Raw genomic sequence first — 15,987 nt, 5'->3', positions numbered from 1 at the left:
CAATACACGAGCTCGTGACTGCGCTCTAATTCGCATGCATTTATGGCATAACACCTTACAGTGTATGGATTTTATGTTTGGAGCGAGTTCACAAAGGTGATAAATTAGCGAGATCATTTTCGCTTGTTAGCTTTGAAAGAGTAAGATCAAACGAAACGAGCAAGATCCAATGAACATTTCATATTATGAATGCTTTTATAAGATTATCGCTGAGCCTTATTGGGATTAGCCTACTGACCGCTTGTGGCGATGAAATTGACCACAATGATATTCGCAAAGCTGGCTTTGTGTTTTGCGGACAAGGTAAGCCGACCACGTTTAACCCTCAGCTTATTGATAGCGGTATTACCGCAGAGGCTCTGAGCCCGCAGCTGTACGATACGCTGCTCACGCTCGATCCTAAATCACATCAGCCCGTGGCAAGCATCGCCGAGAGTTGGTCAGTAAATGAATCAGGGACGGAATACACGTTTAAGCTTAAACGTGGTGTTAAATTCCAAACCACACCTTGGTTCACACCCACTCGCCCATTGAATGCAAAAGATGTGGTATTTAGCTTCAAGCGAATCATCGATGTAGACCATCCTTTTCACCAAGTAGGTGGTGGTTTTTATCCATGGTTTGCAGGGTTAGATTTTCAAAACCTACTCCAAGACGTGGTTGCAATAGATGAGTATACGGTAAGGTTTACGTTATCTCAGCCAAACTTTTCTTTCTTGGCCAATATTGCCACCAGCCATGCGGTTATCTTGTCTGCGGAGTATGGACAGCAATTGGCAGCAAAAGATCATAAAGAAGAAATCGACCAACTTCCTATCGGTACCGGCCCTTATCAATTAAAAGAGTACCAAGTGAACGACTTGATTCGATTAGAGCGTCATTCTAATTACTGGAAGTCACCAGCAAAAATGGAACAAGTGGTGTTCGATATCTCTCACAGAGGGACGGGTACATTAGCTAAACTTTTAAGAAACGAGTGTGACGTACTCTCTTCACCTATTTCGAGCCAAATACCTGTCATTCAAGAAAATGACAACCTTGAGCTGACGGCTACACCAGCTAACAACGTTTCCTTTATTGCGATAAACACAGAAACCACCGCGCTGAGTGATACTCGAGTTCGCCAAGCTCTTAACTTAGCGATCAACCGTCAAAATATTTTAGATTCGGTTTACTACGGAACTGGCTCCCAAGCTTATACCTTGCTACCACCTAATTCATGGGCTTATCAAAAAGACAGCGTAAAAATTCGTTATGACCGGAATTATGCATTGGCACTACTTCGAGATGCAGGCTACGAAGACGGCCTAGAATTGACCATGTGGGTACCACTTGAACCACGTGCTTTTAACCCAAGCCCTCGCAAGACCGCAGAGCTAATCCAAGCGAATTTTGCCGATATTGGGGTTAAATTAACGCTACTTACCGATGATAGGTTTGAACGTGTGGATTTGGAGAACATCAACGATATCGATTTACTTTTAACTGGTTGGATTGGTGATACCGGGGATCCTGACAACTTTTTCCGCCCTTTATTATCTTGCGAGTCTGACCGCGTTGGCCTTAACGTGTCCATGTGGTGTAACGATGACTTCGATTTCTTGCTCGATTTGGCTTTAGAAACTCAAGAACCGCGTTACCGTTTGAACCTATATCGCCAAGCACAGAACATTTTGAATCAAGAGTTCCCGGTTATTCCTCTGGCGCATGGCGTGCAGTTCCGTGTGCACGACAAATCGCTGACAGGCTTCAAATCAAGCCCTTTCAATGCCCAACCGTTTGATAGAGTTGAGAGAATTCACTGATGTTTTGGTATACCGTTCGACGCTTTAACCTATTTATCATCACTTTGATGATCCTTACATTAGTGGGTTTTTCTCTGCTGCGCCTTGACCCTCTCTCGCACTGGGCAAACGTTGATTTTTGGTCTGGCTGGCAAACTTACTTGATCAACCTTTCTCAACTCGATTTTGGCATAAGTAAAAACGGCAATGCGATTTACGACGAGCTCGCCGTTGTATTCCCAGCCACTTTGGAATTGTGTTTCTTTGCCTTTTTGGTGTCCCTTTTGATCGGCATTCCACTTGGAACCGTGGCTGGGATGAAGCAAGGTAAATGGCTCGATACCAGCATTTCATTCATGTCAATGTCTGGTTATTCCGCCCCAATCTTTTGGGTAGCTCTGTTACTTATCATGGTCTTTTCATTGGAATACCAACTCTTTCCCGTTGCGGGACGGTATGATTTACTTTACGAAATTGATCATGTAACCGGGTTTGCCATTATCGACGCATTCATGGCGAAAGGCGAATACCGCGCTCATGCACTGCAAAGCGTTATTGAGCATATGGTGCTGCCATGTTTGGTGCTCGCTTTGGCTCCAACCACCCAGGTTGTCGGACTAATGCGTTCCTCGGTAGCGGAAGTGATGAGCCAAAACTACATCCGTGCAGCGAGAATCAAAGGTCTTTCTAACCGCGAAATCGTAACTCAACATGTATTGCGGAATGCGATACCGCCTATCATTCCCAAAGTTGGTGTTCAACTTTCGAGTATGATTACCTTAGCTATCATCACGGAGTCTATTTTTAACTGGCCAGGTATTGGTCGTTGGCTTTTAGATGCGCTGGCAAGCCAAGACTATGCATCTATCCAAGCTGGCGTGATGGTACTTGCGACTTTGGTTCTTACCGCTAACATTCTCTCGGATTTGATTGGCGCGATGATTAACCCTTTAGTTCGAAAGGAATGGTATGCTAACAAATAACGTTTATCAGGAAGAGCGCATTCCAACACAGTTTGAGCGTTTTTGGCGAAGCTACCGCGCCAACGGACTAGCCATGTTTGGCTTGTGGTGCTTGGTGTTTATCGTCCTTATTACCATTTTTGCCCCCCTACTTGCACCATTTGACGCCCAAGCACAGTCAGGTGAGTTGCTTGTGCCGCCATCATGGGCCCCAGCAGGAACGGTTGATTACTTTTTGGGGACCGATGACTTAGGTAGAGATATTCTTTCGCGCCTGATTATGGGCTCTCAGCTGACATTTGGCGCTGCTGTCGCCATCACCGCAATTGCTGCCGTTGTAGGCTGTTTAATTGGCGTATTGGCAGGTATGACGAAAGGCTTACTGTCGAGTACTCTCAACCACTTGCTCGATACCGTCATGTCGATCCCGTCGCTCTTATTAGCAATCATTTTTGTGGCATTTCTAGGCTTTGGTGGGTTCAATATTTTACTCGCAATCTGCTTGGCTTTGATTCCGCGTTTTATTCGCTCCGTTTATATCGCAGTCCACACCGAAGTTGAAAAAGACTACATAATGGCAGCACGCCTTGATGGCGCTAATGATTTCTACTTACTGTGGAGTTCAATTCTTCCTAACATTCTGACGGTCATTGCCGCTGAAATCACACTCGCGCTCTCTGCTGCGATTTTAGATATTACGGCACTGGGTTTTCTTGGCCTAGGCGCACAGGCCCCAAGCACCGAGTGGGGAGCAATATTAGGTGACTCTGTCGAGCTTATTTATATTGCACCTTGGACAGTGACCCTACCCGGCCTGACCATCATGTTTACTGTTATTACCCTAAACTTAGTAGGTGAAGGTGTACGTCAAGCGCTTAATGCGGGGATCGAATAATGCCGTTGTTAGATATTCGACATTTGACCATTGAGATCGAAACACCTCAAGGGTTGGTCAAAGCCGTTGACCGAATGAGCCTAACTTTGAACGAAGGCGAAATTCGTGGTCTTGTAGGTGAGTCTGGTTCAGGGAAAAGCTTAGTTGCAAAAGCGATTGTCGGGGTAAGTAAAGATAACTGGCGCATCACCGCAGACCGTATGCGCCTTGGCAATATTGACTTGCTTCAGCTTACACCAAAAGAGCGTCGGCGCGTCATTGCTCGTGATATTGCGATGATTTTCCAAGAACCTTCAACTTGTCTTGACCCTTCAGAGGAAGTCGGGCGTCAATTGATTGAATCCATTCCATCTCGCGCATTTGAAGGGAAATGGTGGGAGCGATTTAAATGGCGTAAAAAACAGGCCATCGCGCTTTTGCATAAAGTGGGTATTAAAGATCACAAGCGTTTAATGGGTAGCTACCCTTATGAACTGACTGATGGTGAGTGTCAAAAAGTCATGATTGCCATGGCGATAGCGACCAAACCAAAGTTGCTGATCGCAGATGAGCCAACCAACGACTTAGACCCGATTACCCAATCGCAAATTTTGCGTCTGTTGAGCCGCATGAACCAACTTAATAACACAACCATTCTGCTTATCGGCCACGACTTAGCGACCATAACACAGTGGGCAGGACGTATTACGGTAATGTATTGTGGTCAGTCGGTAGAGTCTGCCGATACCAGTAAAATCATTGCGGCACCCAAGCACCCGTATACAGATGCCTTGCTTAAAGCGATGCCAGACTTTAATGATTGGGTACCACACAAGCAAAAACTCCAATCCCTACCGGGCTCGATTCCGCCATTGCAGCATCTGCCTATCGGTTGTCGCCTCGGACCACGTTGCCCATATGCGCAGAAACAATGTGTAGAAATTCCACACACCAGACGAATTAAGAATCATAAATTTAACTGCCACTTTCCATTGAACACGGAGAAAAAGTCATGAGTGCGTTACTTGAAGTCGATAATTTATCGAAGCAATTTGTTACGCGCTCCCGTCTGTTCAAACGTCAGGTTAATGAGGCAGTTAAACCGGTAAGCTTTACTTTAGAGCCAGGACAAACTATTGGTTTTATTGGTCAAAACGGGTCAGGAAAATCCACACTAGCTCGTATGCTTGCTGGCGTTGTTGAACCAAGCTCCGGAGAGATCCGTGTGAATGGCGAACGATTGGAGCACAAAGATTACGCGACACGCTGCAAGCTCATCCGCATGATTTTCCAAGATCCAAACACATCGTTAAACCCACGAATCCAGATTGGTCGTATTTTAGAAGGTCCGCTAAAGCGAAATACCAACATGCCGCCAGATGCGCGCATGCAGCGTGTAAAGAACACCCTACTCCGCGTAGGATTGCTGCCTGAGCACGCCTATTTTTATCCACAAATGCTAGCTGCCGGTCAAAAACAGCGCGTGTGTTTGGCTCGTGCACTTATTCTTCAACCTTCCATCATTGTCGCTGATGAGGCGTTAAACGGTTTGGATATGGCAATGCGCTCGCAGATCATTAACTTATTCCTCGAGTTGCAAGAAGAGATGGGATTGTCATTTGTGTACGTGTCTCAGCACATTGGCATTGTTAAGCATATTACTGATAAAGTGATGGTGATGCATGAAGGTGAAGTGGTCGAGTTTGGCGAGACCAACCAAGTACTGACTCATCCCGAGCATCCTATTACTCAACGACTAGTCGAAAGCCACTTTTATAAAGCGCCAAGCCATCAAACAAAATAGTTATCAAAGATGTAATCGTGCAAATGTAAAGAAGCCTGCTTTAACGCAGGCTTCTTTATTGCATGGGTACTAATCAAAAAACTAACGGCGGCTCGCTTGTTTGCGCAGTTCAAAATCAAACTCGTCAGGAAACAATACGACCCCTTCTTCATTTTGATTTGGGAATACAACAATCGATAGCTCGTCATCCTCTAGACCAGAGGTCCAACGGCTGTGCCACTTGTTTAAAGAGATCGCCTCAGGCTCGCAATCTTCCCAATCACCATTCGCCCATTGCAAAGCGAACTCTTCGTTTGGCCATACTGGTACACAATCATCATCTTCTGTATTTAACATGACACAGCCATGTTCGTCTTTCAGAATCCAAACCTTACGATTCGCCACAATCTCTTTTACGCAGTACTTTAAACGTTGCTCTTCGTTGTAGCGATTAATGGTATCCATCTGCTCTTGGGTCAGTTGCTCAGACATATTCGTCTCCTATTTCCCATAGAAAAATGCCCGCAGCTAGGCGGGCATTTAAAGTATATGCTAGAAAATTAAGCTAGCTCAGTTTGAAGCCAAGGCCAACCTTGCTTCTTACGGCTTAGCGTGTTTTCCATCATTAGCATGCCGTCTTTTTCGTGCTTAACAAGCTTCTCAGCCCACTCACCTTTGTATAGAAGACGAGTTTGAGCAGTCGTGATGTCTGTTAGCATTACAGCAGCGAACGCTAGGTTATCTTTCTCACAACGAGATTCTAGGTCTGCTTCTAGTGCTTCGATCATACCGTCAACTTGCTCAAGAGTTGCAAGTTCAACTTGACCAACCACTACGTCACGACCGTTGAATGGGTAACCTTTAAGGTCTTTCTCAACAAGCTCAGCCGCTGATAGACCTTCGATGTTTGTTTTAGCAATTAGAAGATCTTTAGTGAACGCGTCAACATCTTGTACGTCTGCGATTGCCGCTAGTTCAGCAACGGCATCTTTGTCTTTTTGTGTACAAGTTGGAGAAGCAAAACCTACTGTGTCAGATAGAATTGCTGACATCATTAGCTTAGCAATTTGTGGAGTAATCGCGTGACCTTCAATCTTGAACATGTTGAATAGAACAGTGTTGGTACAACCAACAGGCCAGATCCATGCTTCCATTGGGTTTACTGTCATCACGTCACCTAGACGGTGGTGGTCAACAATACCCGCAATTTCAGCTTCTGCGATATCGTCTGGTGCTTGTGCTAGATCTGAGTAATCTACTAGCCAAACGGTCTCACCCGCAACTGATGTGCGAAGCTCAGGAACTTCAGCGCCAGCAACTTCTAGGATGTGCTGAGTTTCACGGTTGATTTCGCCTTGGCGAATTGGCATAGCTTCAACGCCACGCGCTTTTAGAAGTTCAGTTGCAACGAGTGCACTACAAATACTGTCACTGTCTGGGTTCTTATGACCTACAACTAGAATCATGTTTCTTCCTATTCAAGTCAATTTTATACGCCGCCTAATACAGTTAATTAGGGCGTGTTTGCTCACAAAGGCCGATACTTTACCTGATTTCAGAGAGTTTGACACGAAGAAAAGTTCACAATGCTATTGCGAATAAATCTCATTTACATATAATGATAATTATTCCTATTTGCATTTGAGTAAACGATGAACGCGACCCAATTATTACACTCTGCACAACAGTTGTTTCAGCCTACTCAGTTTCGTTTAGCTTATAAGCGATTGCTGATCCCTATCGTCATGCTCATTTTGCTAGGCAATGAAAATACACGTGACGTAGCCGTACAGACGCTATCCGACTCATTCTGGGCGGTGTCATGCTATGTTGCTGCCACATTGGCTATTTATCATTATCTTTCAAACTTTATGTCGAAAACCAATCGAATTACCGAGCTATATCATCGCTCGCGTAATCATCAGGTTTTCTTTGCTTCTTTGTTGGGTGCTTTGCCTGGCTGTGGTGGCGCTATTGTTGTGACAACGCAATTTATTAGTGGCCGAGTAGGATTTGGTGCGATTGTCGCGGTACTTACTTCAACAATGGGTGACGCTGCCTTTTTACTTCTGGCCGCCAAACCAAGTGTTGGATTAGGCGTGGTTGGATTAGGCATTATCGTGGGTACTCTTTCAGGGTTAGTTGTTAATGCTTTTCATGCTGATAACTTTCTGCGACCAGAACCAAAAGAAGCACCTCAGACACATGCTTGTTGCCAACACCAGACAGACCGACACACACCCCTTGAACAACGTGCAATCAATCTACAAGGCGCATTTTGGAAATGGCTTATTGTGCCTGCTAGTGTCGTTGCTGTGTTAATGTCTTTCCAAATCGATATTAATCAGCTGTTGTCTTTGCAGGCCAATACCATTGAATGGCTGGGCGCTATCTTCGCGGTGATCACAATGTCGTTGTGGGCTATGACAAAAGAGCTCGGCGATTATCAGTCAACGGTCTCTGAAGATGAAAAAATCGTGGACTCACACCCGATTCAAAAAGCAGCACAAGATACGAATTTCGTCAGTGCTTGGGTGATCGTGGCGTTTCTGGCGTTTGAACTGACGACCTATTTTTCTGGACTCGACCTTGTAGAAACCTTTTCTCATTGGGGAATTTGGATGCCATTAGCTGGCCTAGCCATTGGTATGTTGCCTGGTTGTGGACCGCAAATTTTAGTCACTAGCCTATACATTTCTGGTGCAGCGCCACTTTCTGCGCAACTGGCCAATGCGATTTCTAACGATGGTGACGCCCTATTCCCCGCTATTGCAATGGCACCGAAAGCTGCTTTGGTCGCGACTATTTACTCGTCCATTCCTGCGTTTATTGTTGGATACGGGTATTACTTTTTATTCGAGTTCTAACGCCCAGAGCATCAAAACGAGAAAGGAGCCGCAATAGGCTCCTTTCTTGATCTTGGTATTGGGCGATTTACTTCACGTTATGCTGTAACGATCGCTTTCGCATTGAGCCCTTTATCCACGCTCACCATTAACAACTGGCAAGGTTCTTGGTTTAGCTTTTCCCCTGTCCAGTAATCATACCAGTCCACCGGTTGATCAGACGTCAGCGTAAATTCCATCGCTCCGTAACTCGCATAATTAAACAAACAATGGAGGTCATTCTTCGTCGTTAGTTTTAAAAACGCGTGATTTAAACTCAAAGCGGTAAACTTTGCAGATTGTTGGTTACGTTGTTGACGTAACATGAGCTTAGACAATATCTTCTTCGCAAACGGCGTAATCTCAGGGAGCGGGTCACCAGACAGCAGCAAACCACCACTAGCTAATAACACCGTGCGATGAAATTCATACTCTTCTCTGGATGCGGCTTGATTAGCTAATGAAGTGAATGTCGCGCAATCCGGGTCAATTTGCCACAGTTTTCGGTGCTGCCAACTACGGTAAAAGGTTTCTCTGGCTATCTGCTCGAATCGACGACTATGACGCTCTACATCGTCAGAAACACGCATTGCATCCACAAGTCCCAGAGATGGCCACATTGGCGCGTTGCAACCTAAAAGCCACGCATCACCAGCGCCTTTAGCAATCGCTTCCATTCCTAAGCGATACGCCTCAACGCCTGTAATACCAGATTGTTTGCGAACACCTTTTAAGGTTCCCCAATAGTTAGCGTCTAGCTTGAACAACTCAACGCCCCACTCTTGTCTCATGACAGAGACCACATGCGTCAGATGGTCTTGCACTTCTGGGTTTGAGGTATCGAGTATGTACCAAGGCGTGCATCGCCAACCACCGTATGTGACATCTTCTGCTTTAAGTAAGCCACCATCCTTGTGGCGAACAAACCACTCTGGATGCTGTTTGAAGATCTCCGACTCAGGCTGTGCAATGAAAGGCGCCATCCAAATTGCCGGCTTTTTTCCTTTTGCACGGATATTATGAATGAGCTCTTTTACGCCACCAGAAAACTTATCTGATGGGGTTAACCAATCGCCCATAAAGGCTTGATAGCCATCATCCAGAAGTACCCACTCTAGGTCTTCGAGCTTATCTTGCATGCAATCCACGTTCTGCATGATGTCTTGCTCTGTCACGTCTGCGTAGTACGCGTACCACGAACACCAACCAACAGGCGCATCTTGTGTCACACCTTGGCGAACAGGATGATGCTTTGCAATCATCTCGCCATAGGTTTGATAAAGCTCGGACAGCGATTGACCACAGAGTACCGCCACGGATTCAAGTTGATTACTTTCCCAATCCGCCACTTGAGTCAACTCACCATCAATTGCGGCTGATAAAACCCAATGCCCATCACGCAGTACAACATCAAAATAGCCTGCAAAGCGATGACATGATGTGAAGCCAAATAATGTGTAGCCAGCCGAGCCTTCCACCACTAAATAGTTGTAATAACGCTTAGGGGCATCTTTAGGATAGATTCGATAAGAAGGATTATTGTCTGGGCAGCGACCAATATCAACGGGGTGATTGATCGTTCCCGCCGTTTGCGCCAACATTTGAAAACCATCCCCAATTACGTTGGCCTCGTGCTCGTACAAAAACGGCATTTCGAATAACACTTCATGGTCGGTAAAGGTTTTATTGTGAAGACCAGCAAAAGAAAAATGTAATTGATTACCCTCGACTTCAACTTGGAAGTCATTGTTATTCACAGTGATCTCAGTGTGATTTGCTAATTGAATGCTCTGAGCCATAAAGAGTCTACTCACTTAATTATTATTGTTTAGCTTGGCGCATTATCTCCTGCTTGTCTCACCCAATTCGTTACCATCATCACGAATACCAGTCTCGTTTAACGTTATGAAGTTACTATTGAGACAACGCTCACTGAAATTTTGATAAAAAAATACCAGCCCTGAGGCTGGTATTTGGATTTATGCAAACTGCACTAATTAAGCAACTTCGATCGGACCACCAAATGAAGTGACTGGCGGCACTTTACCTGTGAACTTCTCGAAGTCTACGATACATGTGTTCGCAGAAGTCGCCTGTGCAAGCTCAGAAGAACCGATGTCTTGCGTTAGCGTGTTAGGATCACCGTAGGTACAGATTGCGCCTTCTTTCTCGTTTAGAGGACCGTACCACGCACCTTCTTCGATACGAATAACGCCACGTGGGTAGCTGTCAGTCAAAACAGCACCAGCTAATAGCTGACCACGACCGTTGAATACACGTACCAAATCACCATCTTTGATGCCTTTTGCTTTGGCATCCGCTGGGTTGATGTAAACCGGCTCACGACCTTGTACCGCGTAAGTCGCGCGGAACTCTTCAGACTCACACATTTGAGAGTGCAGACGCTTATCAGGGTGGCAAGACTGCAACCAGAATGGGTATTTATCTGAACCAGGACCACCGTGTGAACGCTCTGATTTTTCGAACCACATTGGGTGCTCTTGACAGTGTTCGTAACCGTAACGGCCGATCTTACGAGACGTGATCTCGATGAAGCCAGACGGCGTACCTAGTGGATTCAGCTCAGGGTCTTTACGGAAGTCCGCATGACGAACCCAAGGTTTACCTTCACCGAAGTCTAGTACGCTCTTCTCCCAGAACTCGTTGAATTCTGGCATTTCAAACTTACCTTCGTTCGCTTTTTTACAATCGTTGTAAAGGCTTTCGATCCATTCCATCTCACTCATACCACGAGTGTATTCTTCGCGGCGACCAAAACGCTGAGTGAGTTCACTCATGATTTGGAAATCAGGCTTAGATTGGAACAATGGATCAACGAGGCGATGCATCGCAATCAGACCTTTGTTCGAGTATGAACCGTATACGTCGATGTCGTTACGTTCCCATTGCGTACACGCCGGTAGAACGATATCTGAGAAACGACATGTCGCAGTCCAAGCAAACTCGATCGTTACAACCGTTTGAAGTTTGCGGAACGCTTTCTTCATGCGGTTACGATCTTGATGGTGGTGCCATGGGTTACAACCCGAGATCACCATCATCTTGAAGTCTGGCAGTTTCACTTTACCGCCGTTGTAGTTGATCTCTTTGCCTGGCTCAAGCAGACAGTCGATCCAACGTGCAACTGGGATAGTACGGCTGTAACCGTTAAAGTCGTTGTTGTCCCACTTCGGCTTCATACCTTGGTCAAGGTTGCGAGGGAAACCACCAGGGCCAGCGAAACCAGTTGAAGGTACACCGATACTTGAGTAGTGGTGACCGTAAGAGATACCACCCCCAGGTAGACCGATTTGACCAACCATTGCAGCAACCACAGCCGCTGCCCAGTATGGCTGCTCACCGTGCTCTTGACGCTGGATACACCAACCCATCAGGATCTGTGTACGACCACTTACTAGCATACGCGCGAATTCGCGAATCTTGTCCGCTTTCACGCCACAGATAGCCGCAGCCCACTCTGGTGTTTTCTCTACTTTATCTTTTGTCTTACCTTGAACGTATTGAATGAACTCTTCAAAGCCTAGACAGTAAGTATCAATGAACTTCTTATCGTACAAATCTTCGTTGTACAGCACGTGCGCCACAGCAAGCATGAATGCTACGTCTGTCAGCGGGTTGATGTACAAGTGATCGTTCTCTAAGTAGCGCTGAGTCTTGTTCTTCACTGGGTCTACAGATAGAACGTTGATCTCACCTTTCGCTACTTTTTCTTTTAGTTGTGCTAGGTACTTGAACGACTCATGCGTTTCACAGTTCCAACCTACTTGAAGGTTTTTCACTGGGTCGTTAGCCCAGAGAACGATGTTGTCAGAGTTCTCTAGGATTTCAGACCAAGACGTACCTTGTGCGTAAACTTCGGTTGAACCAAGTACGTAAGGCATAATGGTTTGACCTGCACCCGTCGAGTAGTCACCTACTTTCGTGATGAAGTTGCCGTGCATACCTACTGCACGTTGCATGTGCGCGGTACAGTTGTTGAATGAACCTGTTTGGTTCCAACCCGTTTGACCTGCGTGTAGCGCCCATGGACCGTAGTCTTTTTGAATACGTTCTAGTTCGCGGTAGAACAAGTCTAGCGCTTCATCCCAAGTTACTCGAATGAAACGGTTGTTACCACGCGTATCTGCGCTGTATTTATGTTTCTTCAACCAATCTAGACGAACCATTGGGTAACGCACACGTGAAGGGCTGTAAATAATGCCCTTGATACCGTTCAACATTTCTGTTGGGTTTTTGTCTAGCTCTAGCGGCTTGATCTCTTGAACTTTACCCGCGTAGATGTGGGCGCGGAACGCGCCCCAGTGAGAACCGGTTACTTTCCAAGTACCTGTCGTCTCAACGGCATTTGCAGAGGCGGACGCCAATAAGCTAGGACCAATTACTGACGCTGCACTTGTGGTTGCTACACCTTTAAGAAAACTTCTTCGTGTAATAGCCATTTAAAATTACTCCAATCCGACGCTTATTAGTGGTGACCTTCAGCATAATCTGAAGAGTGTTTCTGTAGATACTTCAAGATCAGTGCTTCACTGTCTGTATCTAGGTTAACGAACGCCAACATACCGTCGAACATACCTGGCCAGGTGTTCGCGTCGAAGTGCGCTTCCGCAGGTTGAGTGTGACATACAGAACAATTGGTCTTGTAGGCTTCACGAGATTTTTCCCAAACAGGATTGATGTCGTTCAGCATAGACTCTTTCTTAATCCATACTTTCGCCGCTACTTTTTCCCAAGGAAGGCCTGTTAGCTCATCCACTTTTTTCTCACCAGTCGTCACAATGTTGCTGTCTGTTGCTGCTTCTTTCATCAGAGACGCAGTCGCAATGTTCTTACCGAAGTCTTCTTGAATTACACGACCAAAACCTTTTGCTTTGCGCCAACCGTCAATTTCGATCTCAACAAACTCGCCTTTGTCTTCAAGAACTTTAACGGTCGATGCAGGATTAAGAAGACCAGCTTCTTTACTGCCTTGCGCATCAAAGTAAATTGGTAGGTGACGAACGCTCACGAGTTGCTGACCAACGCCGTAATCCGTGTTAGAAGTCATACCCTCTAGATCACCCACGATACCGCCAATGCTGTCCATGCCTGCTGGTAGGTTGTGCGCAATACCCTTGTGACAGTCAACACAGCTTTGATCTTTCTCAGCGGCTTGCTTCATTTGGATACGAGCCGTAGGAGACATTTGCTCGAAATCCATCGATTCATAGTTGTGACAGTTTTTACACTCCAGAGATTTGTTTGCCGAGAAACGATCCCATTCGTGTTTAGCAAGTTCGATACGACGCTCTTCGAACACACCCGGTTCGTCGTAGTTGCCAAATACTTGTGCAAATACTTCTTTAGAAGCTTGCATCTTACGAGCGATCTTATCTGTCCAGTTATGTGGAACGTGACAATCAGGACAGGTAGCACGAACACCAGAGTGGTTTTTCCAGTGCACCGTTTCTTGTAGCTCAACGTATACGTTGTCACGCATTGTGTGACAACTAATACAGAATTCTTCTGTGTTGGTTGCTTCTAGAGCGGTGTTAAAGCCACCCCAAAAGATAACACCAGCAATAAAGCCGCCCATAGTCAGCACACCTAGGCTGATATGTACAGCTGGGCGCGTCATGGTACGCCACAGTTTAATGATTAATGATTTCATTATTTGCTCTCTTAAAATCTTTTCAAAAGTGTGGTTATGAGCGCACTGGCTTACATGCCGTGTGCGCCTGGAGGCCCAAAGAAGAAGACTTGCAACATCCAAACGATGAACCCGTAGCCGCCAACAAAGGCCACACTCAGAATTGGGAAGAGAACAACTGCAATGAAGAGGAACGACTTCCACTCCAGGGAGCGTTTTTCACCACTCTCAATTTTATTAACATCACTCATACATTTGCCTATTTTGTATCTAGTGTTATTGAAAAGCCCGCGTAACCAAGCTTAAGTTTTTTACAATCTCTAATGGAAAATGTTAGACCATACTAATAGTAGGGTTCAATCAAATAAGCGACCTCAGACCTTGTAATTCAACACTTTTTTGAGCTCATCCAGAGATATGATGGATTGATGTTATTTATTAAAAAACATGAACAGATGTGACAAAATAAGTCTTTTAAGGAGTTGTTAAATAACCAACATTTAAGAAACATCGATCACATTTAAATCGTAATTACCATGCCATAAATCGACTTAAAAACTCCGAAAAAGATAACCGTTTGTAAACAAAATGCTGCGTATTAATGTCGAAAATAGCACTCAAGATTTACTTTAAGAACAGCAAAAAGTGCACGTAGTGGTTCATATAAAGGAGAGGCTTAGATACAATTATTCGCGTACTTTCAAGGAGCGATTATGGATAACGTGGTGGATATAAGCTGGGTCAAACTGGCACTGTTTGGTTTGATTTTATTGGTCCCCTTTTTTATCAATGCCCGCTACAAATTAGGGATAGCAAAAGACACGATAATCAGTGTTATCCGAATGACACTTCAGCTCATATTGATTGGCGTGTATTTAGAATATCTTTTTCAATTAAACAGCTTACTTGTCAATATACTTTGGCTTGCCATCATGCTACTGATTGGTGCCAGCTCAATTGCGGGAAAAGCTCACTTACCTAAAAAGCCACTTATGCTTCCGCTACTAACGGGCCTTACCTGTGGTCTAATACCACTTCTGATAGCAATTACAGCAGGCTTAGTGCAACCATCCCCTATTTACAATGCGCAGTACATGATCCCACTTGCTGGTATGTTATTGGGTAACAGCTTGAGTAGTAATATCATCGCTCTTCAGAATTTGTTTACGGCTTTTGAGCAGAGACAAGCAGAATATGAGGCTGCAATCTCACTTGGAGCCTCTCCTCGCTACGCATCCTTCCCCTTCATTCAGGAGGCTCTTAGAAAGTCCCTTGCCCCGACTTTAGCTTCTATGGCCACTACAGGGCTGGTTACCTTACCGGGTATGATGACCGGTCAAATTCTAGGTGGCGCGAGCCCGATGGTTGCGATTAAATACCAGTTAGTAATTATGCTGGCTATTTTCGTTATGTTGAGTGCCTCCGTAACCATAACGTTAGAAATGACATTGCGCTGGGTACAAACCAAAGAAGGCCGAATCAAGATAAAAATCGAGCAACCCGAATCGACCAAAACTCACGGTTAGTTGGCGCTTGTGGGTAAAGCCCGTTAAACAACTTGTGTTGCCAAGTCGAACGTACTTATAACTGAATAACTCAACTATTCTTCGAGCACTCATCAAGACGCTTTCAGATGAAAAGTCAGGCAGAATTCTTTTTGATATAAGCCTCTAATTTTATGAAATTTTCTTTGCAAGTTTAGATACGCACGATCTTTGATACAGGTTATCCACAGAAAATGTGGATAAGCCCCCAAAACCCATACGCAACCAGAAACATAGCAACATAAGTGATCAATCTAATCTTCATGCATTGATCACGTGACTGACATGTTCTAATTTTAAAGTAAAGGCAGTGACCACAAACTTGGAGAGACGTACATGGATGTCTTAATGATCAAAGAAAATTACGATGAACTCCTGTCCGATGCACCTCTGGATTGGCTCGTTCAAGAACCAAAGGAAGTAACTTCTCATTGGCTCCCAACCGATTTTGGCATCAACGAAGAGTTGATTTAGCATGACTCGACTTATTTGACACTTGCAGAGA

The 15,987-nt window shown here is 45.1% G+C and carries 14 protein-coding genes; 8 read left to right on the top strand and 6 right to left on the bottom strand.

Translation table 11 applies throughout. The features are described from left to right. The first annotated feature begins 185 nt into the window (after window positions 1-185). The 5 genes from sapA to R7Q47_RS03885 are packed head-to-tail and all read left to right on the top strand — an operon-like array spanning window position 186 to window position 5,424. On the top strand, window positions 186-1,805 hold the full coding sequence (gene sapA, locus R7Q47_RS03905; RefSeq protein WP_213874701.1) for an ABC transporter substrate-binding protein SapA: 1,620 nt from the start codon (window positions 186-188) through the stop codon (window positions 1,803-1,805). Next, window positions 1,805-2,767 carry an ABC transporter permease gene (locus tag R7Q47_RS03900; RefSeq protein ID WP_005378122.1) on the top strand — a complete coding sequence of 321 codons (963 nt, stop codon included), beginning with the start codon at window positions 1,805-1,807 and terminating at the stop codon, window positions 2,765-2,767. The genes sapA and R7Q47_RS03900 overlap by 1 nt, the downstream gene beginning before the upstream one ends. After that, window positions 2,754-3,641 (top strand): ABC transporter permease subunit, encoded by an 888-nt coding sequence (locus R7Q47_RS03895; RefSeq protein ID WP_005378123.1) that lies wholly within the window; start codon window positions 2,754-2,756, stop codon window positions 3,639-3,641. Before R7Q47_RS03900 ends, R7Q47_RS03895 begins: the two co-directional genes overlap by 14 nt. After that, window positions 3,641-4,636, top strand: coding sequence for an oligopeptide/dipeptide ABC transporter ATP-binding protein (locus R7Q47_RS03890; protein ID WP_005378126.1), 996 nt, complete (start codon window positions 3,641-3,643; stop codon window positions 4,634-4,636). The genes R7Q47_RS03895 and R7Q47_RS03890 overlap by 1 nt, the downstream gene beginning before the upstream one ends. Next, on the top strand, window positions 4,633-5,424 hold the full coding sequence (locus tag R7Q47_RS03885) for an ATP-binding cassette domain-containing protein (protein WP_005393308.1): 792 nt from the start codon (window positions 4,633-4,635) through the stop codon (window positions 5,422-5,424). The genes R7Q47_RS03890 and R7Q47_RS03885 overlap by 4 nt, the downstream gene beginning before the upstream one ends. A gap of 81 nt (window positions 5,425-5,505) precedes the next feature. Here the strand turns inward: R7Q47_RS03885 and R7Q47_RS03880 are convergent, their stop codons facing one another. Beyond that, window positions 5,506-5,895 carry a DUF2750 domain-containing protein gene (locus R7Q47_RS03880; protein ID WP_005378129.1) on the bottom strand — a complete coding sequence of 130 codons (390 nt, stop codon included), beginning with the start codon at window positions 5,893-5,895 and terminating at the stop codon, window positions 5,506-5,508. 68 nt (window positions 5,896-5,963) lie between these two features. Continuing rightward, window positions 5,964-6,869 carry a manganese-dependent inorganic pyrophosphatase gene (locus R7Q47_RS03875; protein ID WP_017634678.1) on the bottom strand — a complete coding sequence of 302 codons (906 nt, stop codon included), beginning with the start codon at window positions 6,867-6,869 and terminating at the stop codon, window positions 5,964-5,966. Between the two features lie 186 nt (window positions 6,870-7,055). Here R7Q47_RS03875 and R7Q47_RS03870 point away from each other — a divergent pair, with 186 nt between their 5' ends. Next, window positions 7,056-8,270 carry a putative manganese transporter gene (locus R7Q47_RS03870; RefSeq protein WP_017820871.1) on the top strand — a complete coding sequence of 405 codons (1,215 nt, stop codon included), beginning with the start codon at window positions 7,056-7,058 and terminating at the stop codon, window positions 8,268-8,270. 77 nt (window positions 8,271-8,347) lie between these two features. On the opposite strand, the gene R7Q47_RS03865 is transcribed toward R7Q47_RS03870, so the two are convergent. The 4 genes from R7Q47_RS03865 to torE form a co-directional block, all read right to left on the bottom strand. Continuing rightward, window positions 8,348-10,087 carry a glycoside hydrolase family 36 protein gene (locus R7Q47_RS03865; protein ID WP_318088656.1) on the bottom strand — a complete coding sequence of 580 codons (1,740 nt, stop codon included), beginning with the start codon at window positions 10,085-10,087 and terminating at the stop codon, window positions 8,348-8,350. 198 nt (window positions 10,088-10,285) lie between these two features. Further along, entirely contained in the window at window positions 10,286-12,748 is a 2,463-nt protein-coding gene (gene torA / locus R7Q47_RS03860; protein WP_041156583.1) for a trimethylamine-N-oxide reductase TorA, read from the bottom strand. Window positions 12,749-12,774: 26 nt separating this feature from the next. Beyond that, window positions 12,775-13,959, bottom strand: coding sequence for a pentaheme c-type cytochrome TorC (torC, locus tag R7Q47_RS03855; RefSeq protein ID WP_005378139.1), 1,185 nt, complete (start codon window positions 13,957-13,959; stop codon window positions 12,775-12,777). Between the two features lie 50 nt (window positions 13,960-14,009). Further along, window positions 14,010-14,189, bottom strand: a complete 180-nt coding sequence (torE, locus tag R7Q47_RS03850) for a trimethylamine N-oxide reductase system protein TorE (RefSeq protein ID WP_005378141.1) — start codon at window positions 14,187-14,189, stop codon at window positions 14,010-14,012. A 462-nt stretch (window positions 14,190-14,651) separates the two neighbouring features. On the opposite strand from torE, the gene R7Q47_RS03845 reads away from it, so the two are divergent. Then, window positions 14,652-15,464: an ABC transporter permease gene (locus R7Q47_RS03845; RefSeq protein ID WP_017634681.1), complete on the top strand. Its 813-nt coding sequence runs from the start codon at window positions 14,652-14,654 to the stop codon at window positions 15,462-15,464. 354 nt (window positions 15,465-15,818) lie between these two features. Beyond that, on the top strand, window positions 15,819-15,956 hold the full coding sequence (locus R7Q47_RS03840; RefSeq protein WP_005378145.1) for a hypothetical protein: 138 nt from the start codon (window positions 15,819-15,821) through the stop codon (window positions 15,954-15,956). Window positions 15,957-15,987: the final 31 nt, after the last annotated feature.

This window comes from Vibrio sp. Vb0349 (assembly GCF_033338975.1).
The sequence above is the reverse complement of the archived record's forward strand: the minus strand, read 5'-3'. Positions and strand labels throughout refer to the sequence as shown.